Genomic DNA, 19,715 nt, shown 5'->3' with positions numbered 1-19,715 from the left:
CCCATGCACTTCATCGTCGGACTCCTGGGGCTCGCCCTGACCCTGGCCTACACGCTCACCCAGGGCCACACCAGTGGCTTCAGCGGCGTCATCCACGTGCCCTCGCTCGTGCTGCTCGGCTGCGCGCCGCTGTGCATGACGGTGGCCTCCTACAAGTTCAGCGAGCTGGCGGGGGCGGCGCGGGCGGTGGCCCGGGCGCTGCGCTTCTCCGCGGCCCGCTCGCGCGCGGAGCTCTACGAGTCGCTCACCCAGTTCGCCGCCGAGGTGCGCCAGCGCCGCCCCGCCCGCGCCCTGGAGATCGCGAGCGCGGCGCGCCATGACGTGCTGCGCCAGCTCGGGCCGCTCGTGGTGCGCCAGTACTCCAGCGAGGACATCGAGAGCACCGCCAGCACCTCGCTCTTCTGCATGGTGAGCGGCATGAAGCGCGCCGAGGACGTGCTGGGCACGCTCTCGCGCGTGGCGCCCGCCACGGGCCTGGTCGGCACGGTGCTCGGCCTCATCGCGCTGCTCAAGGACCTGTCGCGCTTCGACCAGCTCGGCCCGTCCATGGCGCTCGCGCTGCTCTGTACGCTCTACGGCCTCATCCTCGCCAACGCCGTCTACCAGCCGCTCGGCCGCGTCATCCACTCGCACATGACGGTGGCGGTGGAGGAGGCCCGGCTCATCACCCGCGCGCTCGTGCTGGTGCGCGAGGACAAGCCGCTCGCCGACGTGCGCAAGCTCTTCGAGCTGTCCGCCACCGCGCCCGCTGGCGCCACCAGCGCCGTGCCCGAGGTGGCCACCGGCACCGGGGCCGAGCCGTGAGGGAGGATCCGGACCTGCAGGCGCTCCTGCACGGCGGCGGTCAGGACGACGAGCTGTGGCTCATCAGCTACGCGGACCTGCTCACGCTGCTCATCGGCTTCTTCGTGCTGCTGCTCGCCGTGTCCCCGCCCAAGACGGCCCAGTTCGAGCGCATGGCCGCCTCCCTCACCGGCGAGGCCACGCCGCTCGAGGAGCTCAAGGAGAAGGTGGACACCTTCATCACCCAGGAGGGGCTGGAGAAGAAGGTGCTCACGCGCCAGGAGCAGGACGGGCTCGTCATCGAGTTCAAGGACGCGCTCCTGTTCGACTCCGGCTCGGCGGACCTCCGCGCCGAGGGCGCCCAGGCCATCACCCCCATCGCGCGCATGCTGCAGACGCTGCCGCGCCGGGGGCTCGTCATCGAGGGCTACACCGATGACGTGCCCATCCGCACTTCCCGTTTCGCCTCCAACTGGGAGCTGTCCTCCCAGCGCGCCATCAACGTGCGCGCCGCTCTGGAGCAGAGCGGCGTGGGCCGCGAGCGGATGTCCGTGCGCGGCTTCGCCGATACCCGCCGCGTGGACGTCCAGGGCCCTCCCGAGGAACAGCGCGCCGCCAACCGCCGGGTCGTCATCCGGGTGGAATAGTCCATGAATCGCCAGTCACGACATCTCCTCCTCCTTCTCTGCACCCTGCTGGGAGCGGGCGCCGCGCGCGCCGCGGCCACCACGCCCCAGGGCCGTCTGCGCGCCGAAGCCGAGGAGCGCGCGCGCGCCGAGGTCTCCGACCTGTTGCGCACGCTCTGTCCCGAGCAGTGCGTGCTCGTGGCCGTGGAGGCCCGGGTGGAGGACGAGGCCCTCGCCGGCGCGCCCCCGGGCTTCGAGACACTCTCGGGCGGCGCGGCCCTGCCCACCGTGCGCTCGGTGTCCGCGCGCGTGCTGGTGGACAGCCAGTTGCCCGGGCCCTTCCGCACCCGCCTCAAGGACCTGGTGGCGCAGCGGCTCAAGACGGTGGGGCCGCAGCCCGGCGTGGAGGTGGAGACGGTGGCCTTCCCGCCGCGCAACGCCCCGCACCTGGAGGCCCAGCCGCGCGAGCCCAAGCCGTCCCCCCCCACCGCCACGCCGCCGCTCCCGGGCTCACCCGAGTCCGAGGCCAGGCCCGTGCCGTCCGTGCGCGAGCGCGCCGAGGAGCGGCTGCTGGAGGCCGCGCCGCTGCTCGCGGTGGCGGCGCTGCTCGCGCTGACGGTGCTGGTGCTGGGCGTGCTGCTGGTGGTGGCCACGCGCCGCGCGGCCTCGCCTCCGCCGGGCCTGGAGTACGCCCCCGAGCCCCTGCCCGCCCTGGAGCCCGCGCCCCTGCCCCCCACCCCCGCGCCGGACTACCCGGCCGTGCGGGCGCGGCGCCTGGAGCGGACCCTGCGCGAGGAGCGCTCGGTGCGCAACGGCGTGGTGCGCGAGGCCCTGGCCCGGGGAGAGTCCCGGCAGGTGGCCCTGTGGACCCGGGAGATGGGCGAGTTCCTCCTGGAGGACCTGCGCGGAGACCCCGCCCTCACCGCGTCCCTGACGGGCCTGGCCGCCGAGCTGGGCCGGGTGCCCGCCGTGGACGCGGGCGCGCGCGCCGCGGCGCTGTACGACCTGGAGGGCCGGGCCATCGCCGCGCGGCTCGCCCAGGCGGACAGCTCCGTGGAGCAGGCCTTCGCCTTCCTCGAGGCCGTGCGGCCCGAGCGCTTCGCCGCCGCGTGCCAGGCGCTGTCCTCGGGCTCGCGCGAGGTGGCGCTGCGCTTCGCCCCGGCTGGCCTGCGCGCGGTGGCCATCCAGACGTTCACGTCCGCGCAGCGCCGCGAGCTGGCGCTCGGCCTGGCGCGTCAGCCCGAGGTGAGCATCCGCTACGCCCAGGCGGTGGCCGACGAGCTGCGCACCCAACTGGCCGAGACCACCGGCGGCCAGTCCCAGCTCGAGCGCGTGCTGGGCGAGGTGCTCGATACCCTGTCCATGGCGGATCAGGACCGGCTCCTCGAGCGGCTGCGGCAGGAGGGCTCGGAGCGTCTGGCCTCGTCCCTGCTGACGGAGTCGGCGCTGCTGGGCACCCCCGTGGAGGTGCTGGGCGCGGCGATGCTGCGGCTGCCGTCCGCTCAAATCGTTCACTACTTGAACGGCGCCGAGGGCTCCTTGCGCGAGCAACTGTTGGCCGCGTGCCCCACGTCCCTCCAGCGCGAGCTCCGGGAAGAACTGGGAATGCGGGGTGGTGGACGTCCAGAGGAGTTCACTGGCGCGCGAAGGGAGCTGCTTACCTGCGTGAAGGATGAGATGCTCCGCCGAGGATTGAGCTTGAGTCCAAACGGTACGCGCGCCGGGCGTACCAACTGAGGGGGAGCCGCGTGCGCGCTCTGAGCTGGATCATCGTCGCGAGTACGGTCGTCACGGGTTGCATCATCGAGCCGCCCGACATGGTGAAGGACGGAGGCGGCGATGATGCCTCGACGCCCACGCCCTCGATGGATGGCGGCGGCGGCGGCATTCCCATTCCGCTGCCCGATGGCGGCCTCTCCTGGGATGGCGGCTGGAACGGCGGCGGTGGCGATGGAGGAGGAGGGGGCGGTGGTGGCGGCAACGACGGCGGGATGCCGGACGCGGGTCCACCTCCGTCCTCGACCTTCCCGGGCAGTGGCCAGAACGGAGATCGCGGCACGAACGTGCTCTGGCTCGTGCGCGTCGATCGGGGCACGGCCAACATGGCGGACACGTACGCCTCTCTTGTCCAGCGCATGACCCAGCAGCTCGCGGCCAAGGGCTTCGACGTGCGCATGACGGCCATCGGCTCGCTCTACGAGCCCCGGCTGTACTGGGCCGCGCCGGGCAAGGAGCTGTCCAGCCCCGAGATTCAGCTCGCCTTGGAGAAGGCCGCCAACGCCAACGGCGCCACCATCCCCGCGGTGTGCAGCACGCAGGCCCTGGGGCAGCTTGGCGGCCGGTTGAGCCAGGCCCTGGTTCAACCCGCCGACGGCAGCACCCCCAGCCAGGGCTGGCCCTTCACCCAGCCGGCGAGCGCCCTGCTCGTCATCACGCTCGACCATGGCGCCCGCCCGGTGCGCTACGGCGCGTCCGACTGCGGCGCGGGCAGCGCGGAGACGGCGAGCTGGTTCGGTGGCGGCCACGAGGCCACGCGCTGGCTCAACACCGCCAGCGGTGCGTGGAACCTGCCGCGCTCGCAGACGCGCTTCCTCTTCATCTCCACGCCGGAGAACGAGACCTACGCGCAGATGCGTGAGCGCTGCGCGGCCCTCTCGGGCTTCCCGCGCAAGGGACTCGATGCGGCGAGCCCGTCGTCCATCGCGTACTACGATCCCTTCGCCGAGGCCCTCAACCGCCACCAGTCGGGCCTCGCCACGCGGCGGGACCTGTGCGAGGCGGTGGGCAAGGACTGGGACGGCTACGCGGGAGGCTTCGCCACGAGTTGGGCGCGCCTGCTGAGCCTGCCCGAATCCCAGCGATGAGGACCCGGGCCGTGGCACGACGGGCGGGACCGGGTCCACCGGTCCGCGGACAGCGGCGTCCGAGACGTCTCGTCGTGTCCTCCCGGCCCTCGCGCAAGCGGCGGTGGGCGCTCGCCGCGGGGCTGCTGCTGCTCCTGCTGCTCTGGTGGTGGCCGTCCCCGCCCGAGCCCGTCGCCGTCGTCGCGCCGCCCGAGCCTCCGCCCGCGCCGGTGGTGGTGGCCCGGCCGGCCCCGGTGAAGAAGAAGCCCGTGGCGCGCAAGCCCGCGCCCCCGCCCGCCCCCGTGCTGTCCTCCCAGCGCGCGCTGCTGCGCCGGGCCATGGAGGCGCGGGCACCGGACTTGAGGGCCTGTCCCCTGCCCCCGGGCGTGCCGCCCACGGTGGGCGCGCGCATCCAGGTGGCGCAGACGGGCGCCACGCGCGCGGCGGTGCTGTCCTCGGCGCAGCGGCTGCCACGCGAGCTGTCGGACTGCGTGCGCCAGCGCCTGCTCGCCTGGGAGTTCTCCGACGTGGGGCTGACGTCGGACGTGGAGGTATTCGTCGACTTCGCGCTGGGCCGCTGACCGCCTACAGGCCGTCCATGTCGTAGCTGGACGGCACGTCCACGTGGAAGGCGAGGTCGATGGCGCGCGTCTCCGCCGGCTGGAGCTTCACCTTCCAGGTGATGAGGCCATCCACCGCGTTGAGTTCGTGGCCGCCGCTGGTCTTCTCGCCCAGGGAGGCGGTGACGTCCTCCAGCTCGGAGACGGGGATGGGCTCCACCAGCTCCAGCTCCTCGGCGCGCGGCAGGTGGTTGCCCAGGTTGAAGCGGTAGGCGTAGTGGAAGCGGCGCCGCGAGTTGAACAGGCCCTGGTCCCGCGCGACCTCGCGCACCACCACACGCTCCACGCGCAGGGACTCCTCCAGGCCGAAGGTGAGCTGGAAGGGCGCGCCCTGGGGCACCTGCTCCAGCGCCTCCTGCCCGATGAAGCCCGCGCCCCGGAAGAGGTCCACCTTGCCGGGCAGCAGGGGAAAGGGCGCGCCATTGACGAGCCGGGCCACGCGGAACACCAGCGGGCGCAGCTTGGGCACGGTGCGCCAGACGAAGGTGGTGGGCAGCGTCGTGCGCGCCACGCGCAGCCGCACGTCGCTCCCGTCGCCGGGCACCTGGGCCACTTCGGGCACGAGCAGCTGCACGGACACGCCCTGGGAGACGGCGGTCAGCCCGTCCGCGCCGCGCGCCCCGGAGGCCCCCGCCGCCTGGGCATGCTCCACGCGCTCCTCGCGGCGCACCAGCACCTTGCGCTGGGCGGCCTGCTCGTAGGCGCTCAGCGTCAGCGGCTGGAGCTCGGGCGGCGTGGCATTGGCCCGGGGCCGCGCGGTGGACAGCGCCAGGCGCACGCCACTCCACTCCTCGCCGGTGGACTGGCGCACGGAGGCGAAGGTGCTCAGCTCCACGTGGCCGTGGGCTTCGTCGGCCCGCGCCTCATAGGCCGGTGTCCAGCCCGCGCCGCCCACCATGTATTGCAGCTCCACGCGCGCCCGGCCCTCGGCGGTGCACGCGATGCGCACCTCCACCCGCCGCTCCTTCCACGCCGCCGAGGCCGCGAGGAAGGCCGCCTGCTCGCGCAGCGCGCTCAGCTCGCGCTGCACCTCGCGCACACGGGCCTCGCGCGAGGACAGGTCCGCCACGGCGCGCAGGCGCAGGTCCAGCGCGGCGTCGAGGGCCGTCGTCCAGGCCCGGGCGTCCGGACGGGACTCGGTGAGCTCGCGCGTCACGCGCTCCACGGCCACGTCCGAGAGCTTCTCGCTCAACTGGAGCTGGGCATTGGCCCGCGCGCGCGCGTCCATCAACTCGGCCAGCTCGCGCTCGAGCGCCTCGCGCTTCACCCGCACGGCCTCGCTGCGCGCGCCAAAGGCCGCCTCGCGCGAGCGCTCCTCGGCCACCAGGCTCTCCACGGTGGCCTCCTCCGAGCGGGCGCGGAAGCTCGTGGGGTCCGCCGCGGGCGGCACCGACTCGAACACGGCGAGCGCGCCCGGGGCACAAGCCACGGTCTCCACACGCGTGACGAGGGCCCGGTCCGGGTAGACGACCACGGAGGAGATCTTCGTGGGGGCCACGAGCGCCAACATCATCAAGGGCAGGGAGTGCATGCGTGGCGTCCTTCAGGGCGACTGCGTCAGGCGCCAGCCCTTGGGGAGGCGCACGGTGTAGTGGAAGGACACGCTCGTCTTCGCCGAGGGCGGCACCGTCAGGCGCCACACGAGGGTGCCCTTGTCCTTGTCCTGCTCGGCGGAGGGCTCGGTGCGCACCAGCTCCACCTCCACGTCCTGGCTGCGCGACAGGGGCCACTGGTCATGCAGCACCAGGGCGAGCGGCACCGGGTAGGGGTTGGCCACCTCGAGCGTCACGAGGTAGTCGGTGACGTCCTTCTTGCCGAGGAAGCCCTTCTCCTTGGACACCACGCGCACGTTGCGCACCGGGCGCACCGCCGGGTCCACGCCCAAGGGCAGGGTGAAGGGCTCGCCGGGCGCCACCACCGACAGCTTCGCCTGCCCCGCGGGATCCGCCCCCACGAACAGCTGCGCCTCGCCGCCCGGCAGCACCTGCTTGGAGGGGCTGCGCAGCTGCGCCACCAGGAACGCCGTGGGCGTGAGCGCCGGGTACACGTCCCGCTGGAGCTGCACCGGCCAGCTCTCGGTGAGCAGCGGCACGCGCCGCTCGCCCCCGCCGCTGCGCACCGTCTCGCGCCGCTGCGCCGGGAACGTCAGGGCATACCCGCCGGCCAGCGCCGCGGGCGAGTTCGGCGCCACGGGGGGCGGACGCCACGCGGCGGGCGGCGACAGCCCCACGGCCGTGGCGCCCACGTCAGGGGGCGCGCCCCTGAAAGAGCCCTTGTTGGCCCCTGGCGCCAGTTCGGCCAGTGCTTCGTAGTTGCGCGCCTCCACGGAGGGGGCCGGCATGGGCATGCCCGCCGCCACTTCCTCCTCGTCCAGGCTCTCCTCGACCAGGCGCTCCTCGGGCGCCAGGGGACGGGAAGCGCCGCCCGCCGAGAGCGCCAGCAGACGGCCGCGCAGGCGCTCGTCCTCGTCGGGCCGCCGGGGCGAGGGCGGAGGCGGAGGGGGCGGCGCGCGCCACGCGTCCGGCACGGTCGGCGCCGTGGGGATGAAGCGCTCGAGCTGGCCGATCTTCCACGTGGTGGGCTCGGGCACGCGGGTGATGCGCGAGGGCAGCGCCGTGCTCAGCGTGAGCGCCGCGTCCTCCCAGTCCTCCCCCGAGTCCTGGCTCACGCGCCCGGCGAACGCCACCTCCACCCGACTGCTCTCCGGCTCCAGGCGCAGCTCGTAGGTGGGCACCCAGCGCGCGCCCCGCGTGACATAGGTGAGCGTGAGGGTGGCGGCGCCCTGCCCCGTCACCGTGGGCAGCACCTCCAGGCCCCGCTGCTGCGGCGCGCCGCCCAGACGTCGGGCCTCCTGGACCAGGGCCGTCTGCTCGCGCTCCAGCGCGCTCTCGCGCTGGGCGAGCTCGCGCACCTTCGCCTGCAGGCGCGAGGCGCGCTCCGCCACGAAGTCCGCCGCCGCCTTCCACCCCGCCGCATCCAGGCGAGGCGGCGACCGGGTCGCGGAGGCCTCGCCGCTCTCCGAGGACCCCCGCGCGCCCTGGGGCTGGAGCCGCCACACGTGGGCGAGCGCGGCGGTGTGGGCCGCGTGCTCGGCGCGCACCTGGGCGAGCCGGTCATCCAGGCGCTCCAACTCGGTGATGAGCCGACGGGCCTCGCTGCCGGGCAGCGGCTCGGACGTCACCGGGCGCACCTCCACGCGCGTCACCTCGGCGCCCCGTGCCTCCACGCGGAGACTGTCGGGCTCCACCTGGCCGTAGAGCCTCGGCAGCTCCACGCGCTGCGTGCCCGACAGGGTCACCTTCGCCGTGCGCACCACCCGGGCCTGGTCGCCGTAGACCGTGACCGAGGTGACGGGTGCCTCCACCGCGGCGAGCCAGAGCGTGCTCACGACCGAGAGTCCAAGAACGGGCATGCGGGGGGTTGTAGCAAAAAAAACGCGCGCGGGACCGAGGGGGTCCCACGCGCGGGTTCCTCCGCCGCGACTCAGCGGCGAGGGCTCAGACGGCGGCCTTGAGGCGGCTGCTGGGGGTGGACGCGGGCGCGCCCACGACCTCGCGCAGCTGGTCCTTCTTGTCGGTGCGCTCCCAGGTGAACTCCTTCTCGGCGCGCCCGAAGTGACCGTAGGCGGCGGTCTTCTGGTAGATGGGCCGCAGCAGGTCCAGGTGCTCGGTGATCTCGCGCGGCTTGAGGCCGAAGACCTGGCGGATGGCGGCCTGGATCTTCTCCTCGGGCACGGTGGAGGTGCCGAAGGTCTCCACCAGCACGCTCACGGGCTCGGCCACGCCGATGGCGTAGGAGACCTGCACCTCGCAGCGGCGCGCGAGGCCCGCGGCCACCACGTTCTTGGCGATGTAGCGGCCCATGTACGCGGCCGAGCGGTCCACCTTGGAGGGGTCCTTGCCGCTGAACGCGCCGCCACCGTGACGGCCCATGCCGCCGTAGGTGTCCACGATGATCTTGCGGCCCGTGACGCCCGAGTCGCCCATGGGGCCACCGATGACGAAGCGGCCCGTGGGGTTGATGTAGATCTTCGTCTTGTTGTCGATGAGCTTCTTGGGCAGCGCCTTCGCGATGACGTCCTCGCGGATGGCCTCGTGGATCTTCTTGTTGGACACGTCGTCGGAGTGCTGCGTGGACACCACGACGGCGTCGATGCGCACCGGGCGGCCGGCCTTGTACTCCACGGTGACCTGGCTCTTGCCGTCCGGGCGCAGCCAGTCGTGCGTCTTGCGGCGCACGTCGGACAGGCGCTTGGTGAGCGCGTGGGCGTAGTGGATGGGGGCCGGCATGAACTCCGGCGTCTCGTCGCAGGCGAAGCCGAACATCATCCCCTGGTCGCCCGCGCCCTGCTCCTTCTTGTTGTCCACGCCGCGCGCGATGTCCTGGCTCTGGCCCTCGATGGCCACCATGACGCCGCAGGTGTTGCCGTCATAGCCCATGGAGCTGTCGGTGTACCCGATGCGGCAGATGGTGCTGCGCACGATCTTCGGGATGTCGACGTAACAATTGGTGGTCACCTCACCAGCGACGATGGCCAGACCCGTCTTCACCAGGGTCTCCACGGCCACGCGGCCCTGGGGGTCCTTGGAGAGGATGGCGTCCAGCACCCCGTCGGAGATCTGATCGGCGATCTTGTCCGGGTGGCCTTCGGTAACGGATTCGGAGGTGAACAGGTAGTCGGTCGGCATGGGGCTCTAAAGGGGGTGAAGAGCGGGGAGAAAACGAGAAAAACGGGGCACACTAAACACATGGTTCCCCGAGGTCAAACCCTTGAGACCCCTTTGAGAATCCGGCTTCGCCCCTGGGCGGGCGGGCGGCCTGGCCCTTTCGCGCGAGGCAGTCCCGGGCGGGTGTAGCTGGCCGACAGTGACTGAATTTCGTCCGCGCCGGCGCGTTCCACCCTGGACTAGGCAGAGGCCGTCTCTTACCCAGGAAGGAAACGCATGCACGCTCGACTCCGCACTTTGTCCCTGCTGGCCACCCTCGCCCTGTCCCTGCCGGCCGTCGCCGCCCCCGCCGCCAACGAGGCGGCGACCAAGCCCGTGAAGACCGTGGTGCAGTCGGTGCGCTACAGCAAGGACGACCTGGCGCTCAAGCAGCTCGCCAACGACGAGCAGGGCCGCTTCCTGCTCGGCGAGGACTGGGCCAAGGGCACCGACGCCCAGCGCAAGGAGTTCACCCAGCTGTTCCACAGCCTGTTCTCGAAGATCGCCTTCCCCAAGGTGCGCGACAACTTCAAGAACCTGGAATCCATCACCTACACGGAGCCCGCGGTGGAGGGGGACAAGGCGAACGTGAAGTCCACGGTCGTCATCAACCACCCCATGAAGAAGCAGGAGATGAAGCTGCAGTACTCGGTGGTGAAGGAGGGCGGCGGCTGGAAGGTGCTGGACGTGTCGGTGCTCGGCGACTCCATGCTCACCGGCATCCGGGATGATCAGGTGCGCCCCATCCTCAAGCAGGGCGGCTGGGATCACCTGCTCGACCTGATGCGCAAGAAGGACGCCGAGCTTTCCAAGAAGTAGGAAAAAGCACGGGGACTCCGGGACTTATTCCCGGGGTCCCATGGCCCTTCTGGGAGCGGGCCGGAGGCCGGGCGGACGGGCATTTCTGGCCTTCTTCCTTGCTTCTGATGGGGGCGGTTCTCCGATAGGGTCCGCCGCGCATGAGTGACCCGACCCACAAGCCCCCGCGCTTCGCCCTGGCCTACGCGAACCTCATGGTCCGTCGTCCCGGGCTCGTCCTCCTGGTGATTCTCGCGCTCTTTGGCGTGTGCCTGTGGGGGACCACGAAGCTCACCATCAACTCCAATCAGCTCGACCTCATCTCTCAGGACTTGCCCGAGGTGAAGGAGGTCAAGCGCATCATCGACATGGTGGGCGGCAGCGGCCACCTCATGCTCGCGCTGCGCGGGGATGACGAGGCCACGCTCAAGAAGGTGGCCGACAACCTCGGCGCCCAGCTCAAGGCCGACACGAAGAACGTGCGCTCGGTGACGTGGAAGCTGCCGGTGGAGTTCATCCAGCAGAACATGGCCCTCTTCATCAAGACGGAGGACCTGACCGAGGGCAAGCGCCGCATCATGGCGTGGCTCAAGGATCAGCTGCGCCGCAACAACCCCTTCTTCATCGAGATTCAGAAGACCGAGCCGGTGAAGCTGGAGATGGACGATCTCGTCAACAAGTACAGCAGCGTCGGCAAGAAGAGCATCCGGGATGACTACAACATCTCGAACGACAAGAAGATGGTGCTCATGCTCATCAAGCCGATGTGGGACTCCAACCAGATCGGCCTGACGAAGGAGTACATCGACGGGCTGCGCCAGCAGCTCGCCGCCTACCCCACGACGCCCGACTCCGACGGGGTGAAGCTGGTGGAGGACTACCAGCTCATGGGCGACAAGCAGACCGTGGCCTACGGCTTCACCGGCTCGTACAAGACGTCGGTGGATGACTCCTACGCCATCGAGGAGTCGCTGCAGCCGGTGACGCTGCTGGCGCTCGGCGCCATCTTCCTCATCACCATCCTGGCCTTCCGCAAGTGGGTGCCCACCATCATCGTGGTGACGGGCACGGTGATTGGCACCATCATCACCATGGGCTTCACCTACGTGACGGTGGGCGAGCTCAACATGATCACCAGCATCCTCGGTGGCTTGTTGATGGGCTTCGGCATCGACTACGGCATCCACTTCGTCTTCCGCACGCGGCTGGAGCTGGGCGCGGGCAAGCCCTACGACGAGGCCATCCGCGACGCGGTGGTGAACGCGGGCCGCCCGGCGCTCGTGGCCGCGGTGGTGACGTCCGGCTCGTTCTTCGTGCTCATGCGCAGCGAGTTCCGCGGCTTCAGCCAGTTCGGCTTCCTGTCCGGCGTGGGCACCTTCATCATCGGCGTGCTGCTGTTCGCCTGGAGCCCCGCGCTGCTGTCCCTGCTGGGCCGCGTGAATCCCGCCTGGCCGCGCAAGCTCATCGGCGAGATGAAGCCCCCGCCGGTGCGCAACGCCACGGGCCAGGAGGTGCGCGTGCCCAAGCCGGGCCTCGTGCTCGGCATCGGCACGGTGGTGACGGTGCTCCTGTGCCTGTGCTGCGTGAACTGGACGGACCAGGACATCCCCACCGACCGGCCCGCCACCTTCGCCGAGCGCATCAAGGGCGGCATCCGCTTCAACTACAACAGCCGCGCGCTCATCCCCGAGGGCCAGCCCTCGGTGAAGCTCCAGGACGAGATCAGCCAGCGCTTCAACATCTCCAGCGATCCCATCGCCGTGTACTCCAAGACGCTGCCGGAGGCGCGCGCCATCTACGACGAGCTGACCCAGAACCCGAAGAAGTACCCCACCATCGATCAGGTGGTGAGCATCTACACCTTCGTGCCTCCGCCGGAGACGGCCGCGGCCAACGCGAAGATCCTCCAGGAGTGGAAGGAGGAGCTGGCGGACGTGGACGTCAATTCGCTGCCGCCCGAGGCCCAGGACAAGGCGGCCCTGTTCATGAAGATGCTCGAGGCGCGGCCCTTCGACGTGAACGGCGTGCCGGCCAACTACGCCGCGCAGTTCAAGCACCTGCCGGAGAGCAAGCCGGAGAACCACGGCTACCTCACCTTCATCTACCCGGCGGTGGACCTGTGGGACGGCAAGAAGATGCTCGACTTCGCGGACCAGACGAGCGCCATTCCCACCCCGGAGCTCAAGGACGCGTCGGGCCAGGTCATCGCCCCGGCGGAGATCCACCGGGCCGCGGGCGCCGCGCCCCTGTTCGCGCGGCTCGCGCGCATCGTGCTGTCCGACGGCAAGTGGGCCGTGGGGCTCGTCACCATCTGGATCTTGTTCATGCACTTCCTGGACTTCCGCAGCGTGACGCTCGCGCTCGCCTCGGTCATCCCGCTCACGGTGGGCCTGGCCGTGATGCTCGGCATCATGACGCTGGCGGATCTCCACCTGAACTTCATGAACATCATCATCTTGCCCATCTTGCTGGGCTTCGGCGTGAGTCACGGCCTCTACCTGCTTCACCGCTACCTGGAGGGCACATCCCCCATGGTGGCGCTGCGCAGCGTGGGCGCGGCCGTGGCCACCTCCACGCTGACCACGGCCTCGGGCTTCGCCGCGCTGCTGGTGGCGAGCCACAACGGCCTCAAGTCCATGGGCATGGTGGCGTGCATCGGCCTCATCACCACGCTCATCGTGTCCTTCACGGTGCTCGCCGCGGTGATGCAGGTGCTGTGGGATCGGCGCGCGCGCAACTCCGGGGGCACGGGCAGCCAGACGCCGCCCGCCTCGGGCGACAAGCCCGGCCACGCCGCCTGAGTCCCGGGCGCCGGGAGTGGGCCGGAGCCCTCGCGCTCCGGCCCGCCCGGTGCCTCACGGTGGCGACGCTCAGGTGCGGGACGCGGGGCCCGTCGCCTTGCGCCACGCCGACACCAGGTGGTCGATGACCTCCTGGAGTCCCACGCCCTTGGTCACCTGGGTGAAGACGAAGGGACCGTCGCCCCGCATCTTCCTGGCATCGCGATCCATCACCGACAGGTCCGCGCCCACGTGCGGCGCCAGGTCCGTCTTGTTGATGATGAGCAGGTCGGACTGGGTGATGCCCGGCCCGCCCTTGCGCGGCACCTTGTCCCCGCCCGCCACGTCGATGACGTAGACGGTGTAGTCGGCCAGTTCCCGGCTGTACTGGGCCGCCAGGTTGTCGCCGCCGCTCTCCACGATGAGCAGCTCCGGCTTGAGCTCCTCCATCAGCTCCTCGAGCGCCAGGAGGTTGTGGCTGATGTCCTCGCGGATGGCCGCGTGGGGGCAGCCGCCCGTCTCCACCGCCTTGATGCGCTCGGGCGACAGGGCCTGGTTGCGCACGAGGAACTCGGCGTCCTCCTTGGTGAAGATGTCGTTGGTCACCACGCCCAGCCGGTAGGTGTCGCGCAGCGCCTTGCACAGCGCCAGCACCAGCGCCGTCTTGCCGCTGCCCACCGGGCCGCCAATGCCGATGGTGAAGGAGCGCTGGGCGAAGTCCGCGCGGTGGGGCTTGTCCCGCTCGTGGAAGTGCCCCGGGTGTTCCCACTCCTCGTGGGTGTGGTCGGAATCGTCATGGCCATGGTCATGGCCGCGGTGGTCATCGTGCATGGTTCACCTCAAGAGAGAAAAAGTCGGGAGTAGAGCCGGTCGTGCGTGGACCCGAGCAGGTCCAGCAAGGGGGAGGTCTGCGCGAGCGCGTCCGGGCCCAGGTCGGCGCACGCCGCGAGCACTTCGTCCAGCAGGGGCGAACAGGCGTGCTGGAGCTGATGGGACTCGTGCGTGCCGACGATTCCCATGCGCACCGCCGCCGACAGCGCGCCCCGGAGCGACAGGGACAACAGGAGCCGCTGGGCGTCGAGCCGCTCCACGTCCAGCACCCGCAGCACGGCGCCGAACACGGGCGCGTGGTGGTAGCGCAGGCCCGCGTCGCGCGCGGCCTGACGCACGGGGCCCACCGGCTCGGGGAAGATGCGCGCGCACGTGTCCAGGAAGGCCCGGCCCTGGGTGCGGCTCGCGCGGTTGGCCACGTGGTTGGTGAGGAACGCCTCCAGGCGCGCGTCCCACTCGCCCAGCCGCTCGGGCTCGCGGTGCGCCGCCCCGAGCAAGGGCAGGCCGCCCCGCCCCACCTGCCAGAGCAGCTCCCGCGCGAAGCGCTCCAGGCCCTCACGGCCCCGCACCTCGCCGTGCTGCACCGCCGCCTCCAGCCCTCCCGAGTGCGCGAAGCCCCCGGTGGGAAAGCCCGAATCCGCGAGCTGCAACACCCTCCACATGGAGCCCATGGCGCGCGGGCCTCCTAGAACAGCGAGTAGCGCTGGGCGAGCGGCAGGCGGACCGCGGGTTCGCAGACGAGGAGCTGACCGTCCGCGCGCACCTCGTAGGACTCCGAGTCCACGGTGATGACGGGCAGGGCGTCGTTGAGCTTCATGTCGCGCTTGCCGATGCCCCGGCAGTGGCGCACCGCCACGAGCTGCTTGGCGAGCCCCAGGCCCCGCACCGTGCCCTCGGCCAGGGCCCGGCCGGACACGAAGGCGAGGCTGGTGGCGCCCGTGGCCCGTCCGCGCGCGCCGAACATGGGCCGCATGATGTAGGGCTGCGGCGTGGGGATGGACGCGCCCGCGTCCCCCATCTGCGACCAGGCGATGAAGCCGCCCTTGATCACCAGCTCCGGACGCAGGCCGAAGAACGCCGGACGCCAGAGCACCAGGTCCGCGAGCTTGCCCGTCTCCACCGAGCCCACCTCGTGCGAGAGGCCGTGGGCGATGGCCGGGTTGATGGTGTACTTGGCCACGTAGCGGCGGATGCGCAGGTTGTCGTTGTCGCCCTGCTCCTCGCTCAGCCGCCCGCGCTGCTCGCGCATCTTGTGCGCCGTCTGCCACGTGCGGGTGATGACCTCGCCCACCCGGCCCATGGCCTGGCTGTCCGAGGAGATCATGCTGATGGCGCCCAGGTCGTGCAGCACGTCCTCGGCGGCGATGGTGGCGCCCCGGATGCGGCTCTCCGCGAAGGCCACGTCCTCGGGAATCTCGCGGTCCAGGTGGTGACACACCATGAGCATGTCCAGGTGCTCATCCAGCGTGTTCGTCGTGTACGGCCGCGTGGGGTTGGTGGAACTCGGCAGCACGTTGGGCTCGCCGCACACCCGGATGATGTCCGGGGCATGGCCGCCGCCCGCGCCCTCGGAGTGGTAGGTGTGGATGGTGCGGCCCTTGAACGCCGCCATGGAGTCATCCACGAAGCCCGACTCGTTGAGCGTGTCCGTGTGGATGGTGATCTGCACGTCCTCGCCCTCGGCCACGGTGAGGCACGTGTCGATGGTGGAGGGCGTCGTGCCCCAGTCCTCGTGCAGCTTGAGGCCGATGGCCCCCGCGGCGATCTGCTCCAGGAGGCCCTCGGGCCGCGAGCTGTTGCCCTTGCCCGTGAGGCCGATGTTGAGCGGGATGTTGTCGCACGCCTCCAGCATGCGCCGCAGGTTCCACGCGCCCGGCGTACACGTGGTCGCGTTGGTGCCCGTGGCCGGGCCCGTGCCGCCGCCCACCCAGGTGGTGATGCCGCTGGCGATGGCCTCGTCCGCCTGCTGGGGACAGATGAAGTGGATGTGCGAGTCGATGCCGCCCGCCGTGACGATGAGGCCCTCTCCCGCGATGGCCTCGGTGGTGACGCCCACCACCAGGCCCGGCGTCACGCCCGCCATCACGTCCGGGTTGCCCGCCTTGCCGATGCCGACGATGCGCCCCGCCTTGATGCCGATGTCCGCCTTGTAGATGCCCGTCCAGTCGAGGATGAGCGCGTTGGTGATGACACAGTCGAGCGCCTCGGCGTCGCTCGCGCCGGACTTCTGGCCCATGCCGTCGCGCAGCACCTTGCCACCGCCGAACTTGCACTCGTCGCCGTAGACGGTGAAGTCCTTGTCCACCCGCGCCACCAGCCCCGTGTCGCCCAGGCGCACGCGGTCGCCCGTGGTGGGACCGAACATGTCCGCGTAGTGACGGCGATCCATCTTCCGGCTCATGCGCCCTCCTTGTGTCCGAAGCCCCGCGCGGCCCTCTCCGCCAGGGCGCGCTCCCGGTTCTCCGGCGTCACCGGCCCGGAGCCCAACGCGTTGCCCCCGCGCACCACCCGCTCGCCCGCGATGTCCACCAGCGACACCGTCTTGGGGTCTCCCGGCTCGAAGCGCACCGCCGTGCCCGCGGGGATGTCCAGCCGACGCCCGTACGCCTTCGCCCGATCGAAGAGCAGCGCCCGGTTCGTCTCGAAGAAGGGGTAGTGGCTGCCCACCTGGATGGGCCGGTCTCCCCGGTTGACCACCTCCAGGGTGACGGCCTCGCGGCCCTCGTTGAGCACCAGCTCGCCCGGCTCCACCAGCACCTCGCCCGGCCGCACCTCGGTGTCGTTCGCGCGCGAGAAGCGCTCCAGCGCGGGCACCGGCAGGAAGCTGCCGTGGAGCGCGAGCGACAGGTCTCCGTGCTCACCCTCGATGGGGTGGTGCACCGTCACCAGCTTCGAGCCGTCCGGGAAGGTGCCCTCCACCTGCACCTCGGCCACCAGCTCCGGCACGCCCTCCATCACCTGCGCGCGCCCGAGCAGCTTGCGCCCCAGGTCCATCAGCTCCGCCACGCCCCGCCCGTCCCGGATGAACTCGAGCAGCTGCGTGGCGATGAGCGCCACCGCCTCGGGATAGTTGAGCCGTACACCTCGGGCCAGGCGCTTCTGCGCCAGGAAGCCCGCTCCATGCAGCATGAGTTTGTCGATATCGCGCGGCGTCAGGTGCATGCGGCCCTCGGAAGCAATCCCGAGGCGTCACGCTACCGCGACGCGTCAATCCCAGCCAGGGAGACGCGGACTCACGCCCGACGGGCCCAGGGATCGTCCCCCAGGAGCGATGCGAGGAACCCCAACCATTCGCGCGCCGAGCGCAGCAGGGTCTCGGCGGAGGTGGCGGCGGCGCGGAGCACCAGACCCTCGGTGCCGAGCGGGCTCGTCGAGCAGATGAGACCCGCGCGGGGAATGACGGGCAGCTTGCCCACCTGAATGGCCAGGGCCTCGCGGGCCTCGGCGAAGGCGGGCCCCACCAGGAGCACCGTGGCGAGGGCGTCGAAGCGGCCCAGGCGCTCGGGCAGGGCACCGTGGGCGGGATCCAGCAGCCAGCGCTCGTCGAACAGGGCGCGGCCCTCCTGGTGGACCCGGAGCGCGGAGGAGAAGTGGGTGAAGGCCCAGCGCTCGCCATTGGCGCTGCGGCCCGCGTTCACCACGTCCATCAACACGAGCGAGGCACCCGGGGCGAGCTGGATGTCCTGGCGCTGGGTGAAGTGGGCGCCCGCGAAGCACACGGTGGGATCCGGCACGAGCGCGAGCAGACCGCCCTCGCCCACGCGGGCGACGACTTCACTCTGGCAGCCCCGGGGCGAGCGGTAGACGCGCGTGGAGCCCTGGCTCGACAGGAGCGCCGAGGCCCCGGGCGCGACCTCGATGTCCAGGTGGAGTTGGTCTCCATTCACGAGGCCGCCGCCGAGCGAGCTCGTGTACACCCAGGCCGCGTGGCCGTGGTTGCGTGGGGTGAGCAGCCGCAGCGGGCTGTGCGCGAGCGCGGTGCGCACCACCGTGCGCGGACCCACCCGCTCGAACACGAGCCGCGCGCTGCCTTCACGTCGAGGCGAGGAGGGCATTGCCGGAAAGGTGTGCTCCCGCTGAATCATGAGGCTCGCGTTCATCGTCGGCTCTCCCGTTCGCTACATTACCCGGGTGACCCCCTCCGGCAACGCGTCCATCCTGGCCATCGATCTCGGGACCTCGGCCGTGAAGCTGGCCGCCGTGGACCTGCGCGGCCACATCCTCGGTGGCACGGTGGAGCCGCTCGACCTGAAGCTCCTCCCCGAGGGCGGCGCAGAGCAGGACCCCGAGGCCTGGTGGGCCGCCATCGTCCGCGCCGCTCGCCGCCTCCTGGACTCGGGCGCCGTGGCCGCGCGCGACATCATCGCCCTCAACACCAGCGCCCAATGGTCCGGCACCGTCGCCGTCGACGAGCGCGGCGCGCCCCTCACCCCCGCCCTCATCTGGATGGACTCGCGGGGGCGCGCCCACGTGCGGCGCCGCGTCGGCGGTTTCCCCTCCGTCGAGGGGTATGCCCTCCACCGGCTGCTCACCTGGGTGCGCATCTCCGGCGGCGCCCCCACCCTCTCCGGCAAGGATCCGATCGGCCACATCCTCTACCTCCAGGAGGCGCTCCCGGACGTCTACCGCGCCACCTACAAGTTCCTCGAGCCCAAGGACTGGCTCAACCACCGGCTGAGTGGCCGCTTCGTCTCCTCGCACGACACCATCACCCTGCACTGGGTGACGGACAACCGGGACCTCGCGCGCGTCGCCTACGATGACCGACTCCTGCGCCTGGCTGGCCTGCCGCGCGAGAAGCTGCCCGACCTCGTCCCCGCCGCCTCCGTGCTCGGACCCCTCGTGCCCGAGGCCGCCCGGGCGCTCGGCCTGAGCGAGGCCGTGCAGGTCATCTCCGGCGCACCGGACATCCTCGCCGCCGCCGTGGGCTCGGGCGCCGTGCGCGACCACGAGCCCCACCTGTGCGTGGGCACCTCGTCGTGGATCGGCTGTCACGTGCCCTACAAGAAGACGGACGTGCTCCACCAGATGGGCAGCCTGCCCGCCGCGCTCCCCGGCCGCTACCTGCTCACCAACGAGCAGGAGTCCGCCGGCATCTGCCTCACCACCCTCAAGGACCGTGTCCTCTTCGGCCCCGAGTGCACCCTGCCGGAAGCCGAGCGCTTTCCCCTGCTCGAGCGCGAAGCGAGCCAGGTGGCCGCCGGGAGCGACCGGCTGCTCTTCCTGCCCTGGCTCAACGGCGAGCGCAGCCCCGTGGACGACCCCACCCTGCGCGGCGGCTTCGTCAACCAGTCGCTGAGCACGACCCGGGGCCACCTGGTGCGCGCGGTGATGGAGGGCGTGGCGAACAACACGCGCTGGCTCTTCGGCCACGTGGAGAAGTTCACCGGCCGTCGGCTGGACTCGCTGCGCATCATCGGCGGGGGCGCGCGCTCGCGGCTGTGGTGCCAGATTCAGGCGGACGTGCTCGACCGGCGCATCGAGCAGGTGGACGAGCCCGTGCTGGCCAATGCCCGGGGCGCGGCCTTCCAGGCGGCGGTGGCGCTCGGCCGGCTCTCCGTGGAGGAAATCCCCGCGCTCGCGCCCATCCGGGAGACCTTCGAGCCCAACCCCCGCACCCGCGCCCTCTACGACGAGCTCTTCGGCGAATTCCTCCACTTCCACACGCACAACAAGGCCCTCTTCGCGCGGCTCAACCGCCCGCGGAGCGCCTGAACCGAGGCCCCTC

16 protein-coding genes are annotated in these 19,715 nt (G+C 71.3%); 8 read left to right on the top strand and 8 right to left on the bottom strand.

Annotated features, from left to right (window positions below):
• Positions 1-3 precede the first annotated feature (3 nt).
• The 5 genes from I3V78_RS07655 to I3V78_RS07635 all read left to right on the top strand — a co-directional run bounded on the left by I3V78_RS07655 (position 4) and on the right by I3V78_RS07635 (position 4,833).
• Positions 4-804 (top strand): MotA/TolQ/ExbB proton channel family protein, encoded by an 801-nt coding sequence (locus I3V78_RS07655; RefSeq protein WP_204485654.1) that lies wholly within the window; start codon positions 4-6, stop codon positions 802-804.
• Complete coding sequence (locus tag I3V78_RS07650; RefSeq protein ID WP_204485653.1) at positions 801-1,430, top strand: OmpA family protein; 630 nt, start codon at positions 801-803, stop codon at positions 1,428-1,430. Before I3V78_RS07655 ends, I3V78_RS07650 begins: the two co-directional genes overlap by 4 nt.
• A 3-nt stretch (positions 1,431-1,433) precedes the next feature.
• Complete coding sequence (locus I3V78_RS07645) at positions 1,434-3,146, top strand: hypothetical protein (RefSeq protein ID WP_204485652.1); 1,713 nt, start codon at positions 1,434-1,436, stop codon at positions 3,144-3,146.
• Positions 3,147-3,157: 11 nt separating this feature from the next.
• Positions 3,158-4,273 (top strand): hypothetical protein, encoded by a 1,116-nt coding sequence (locus tag I3V78_RS07640; protein WP_204485651.1) that lies wholly within the window; start codon positions 3,158-3,160, stop codon positions 4,271-4,273.
• 74 nt (positions 4,274-4,347) lie between these two features.
• Positions 4,348-4,833, top strand: a complete 486-nt coding sequence (locus I3V78_RS07635) for a hypothetical protein (protein ID WP_204485650.1) — start codon at positions 4,348-4,350, stop codon at positions 4,831-4,833.
• A gap of 4 nt (positions 4,834-4,837) precedes the next feature.
• Here the strand turns inward: I3V78_RS07635 and I3V78_RS07630 are convergent, their stop codons facing one another.
• From I3V78_RS07630 to metK, 3 genes are all read right to left on the bottom strand, one after another.
• Positions 4,838-6,403 carry a mucoidy inhibitor MuiA family protein gene (locus tag I3V78_RS07630; protein WP_204485649.1) on the bottom strand — a complete coding sequence of 522 codons (1,566 nt, stop codon included), beginning with the start codon at positions 6,401-6,403 and terminating at the stop codon, positions 4,838-4,840.
• Between the two features lie 12 nt (positions 6,404-6,415).
• Complete coding sequence (locus tag I3V78_RS07625; RefSeq protein ID WP_204485648.1) at positions 6,416-8,260, bottom strand: mucoidy inhibitor MuiA family protein; 1,845 nt, start codon at positions 8,258-8,260, stop codon at positions 6,416-6,418.
• 109 nt (positions 8,261-8,369) lie between these two features.
• Positions 8,370-9,560: a methionine adenosyltransferase gene (gene metK, locus I3V78_RS07620; RefSeq protein ID WP_204485647.1), complete on the bottom strand. Its 1,191-nt coding sequence runs from the start codon at positions 9,558-9,560 to the stop codon at positions 8,370-8,372.
• A gap of 255 nt (positions 9,561-9,815) precedes the next feature.
• On the opposite strand from metK, the gene I3V78_RS07615 reads away from it, so the two are divergent.
• Both I3V78_RS07615 and I3V78_RS07610 read left to right on the top strand, forming a co-directional pair.
• Positions 9,816-10,397: an MlaC/ttg2D family ABC transporter substrate-binding protein gene (locus tag I3V78_RS07615; RefSeq protein ID WP_204485646.1), complete on the top strand. Its 582-nt coding sequence runs from the start codon at positions 9,816-9,818 to the stop codon at positions 10,395-10,397.
• A gap of 140 nt (positions 10,398-10,537) precedes the next feature.
• Positions 10,538-13,177 carry an efflux RND transporter permease subunit gene (locus tag I3V78_RS07610; protein WP_204485645.1) on the top strand — a complete coding sequence of 880 codons (2,640 nt, stop codon included), beginning with the start codon at positions 10,538-10,540 and terminating at the stop codon, positions 13,175-13,177.
• A 69-nt stretch (positions 13,178-13,246) separates the two neighbouring features.
• Here I3V78_RS07610 and ureG read toward each other — a convergent pair whose 3' ends face one another.
• The 5 genes from ureG to I3V78_RS07585 all read right to left on the bottom strand — a co-directional run bounded on the left by ureG (position 13,247) and on the right by I3V78_RS07585 (position 18,087).
• Positions 13,247-13,987: an urease accessory protein UreG gene (gene ureG, locus I3V78_RS07605; protein WP_204485644.1), complete on the bottom strand. Its 741-nt coding sequence runs from the start codon at positions 13,985-13,987 to the stop codon at positions 13,247-13,249.
• A gap of 8 nt (positions 13,988-13,995) precedes the next feature.
• On the bottom strand, positions 13,996-14,658 hold the full coding sequence (locus I3V78_RS07600; protein WP_204485643.1) for an urease accessory protein UreF: 663 nt from the start codon (positions 14,656-14,658) through the stop codon (positions 13,996-13,998).
• Between the two features lie 14 nt (positions 14,659-14,672).
• Positions 14,673-16,388, bottom strand: coding sequence for an urease subunit alpha (gene ureC, locus I3V78_RS07595; protein ID WP_204485642.1), 1,716 nt, complete (start codon positions 16,386-16,388; stop codon positions 14,673-14,675).
• A complete protein-coding gene (gene ureA, locus I3V78_RS07590) occupies positions 16,385-17,149 on the bottom strand; it encodes an urease subunit gamma (protein WP_204485641.1) in 765 nt (254 codons plus the stop codon). The genes ureC and ureA overlap by 4 nt, the downstream gene beginning before the upstream one ends.
• A 71-nt stretch (positions 17,150-17,220) precedes the next feature.
• Complete coding sequence (locus I3V78_RS07585; RefSeq protein WP_239576337.1) at positions 17,221-18,087, bottom strand: urease accessory protein UreD; 867 nt, start codon at positions 18,085-18,087, stop codon at positions 17,221-17,223.
• On the opposite strand from I3V78_RS07585, the gene I3V78_RS07580 reads away from it, so the two are divergent.
• On the top strand, positions 18,071-19,702 hold the full coding sequence (locus I3V78_RS07580) for a xylulokinase (protein ID WP_204485640.1): 1,632 nt from the start codon (positions 18,071-18,073) through the stop codon (positions 19,700-19,702). The genes I3V78_RS07585 and I3V78_RS07580 overlap by 17 nt on opposite strands.
• Positions 19,703-19,715: the final 13 nt, after the last annotated feature.

Origin of the sequence: Archangium primigenium (assembly GCF_016904885.1) — a bacterium.
GTDB lineage: Bacteria > Myxococcota > Myxococcia > Myxococcales > Myxococcaceae > Cystobacter > Cystobacter primigenius.
This window is presented reverse-complemented; position numbering and strand designations above follow the sequence as displayed.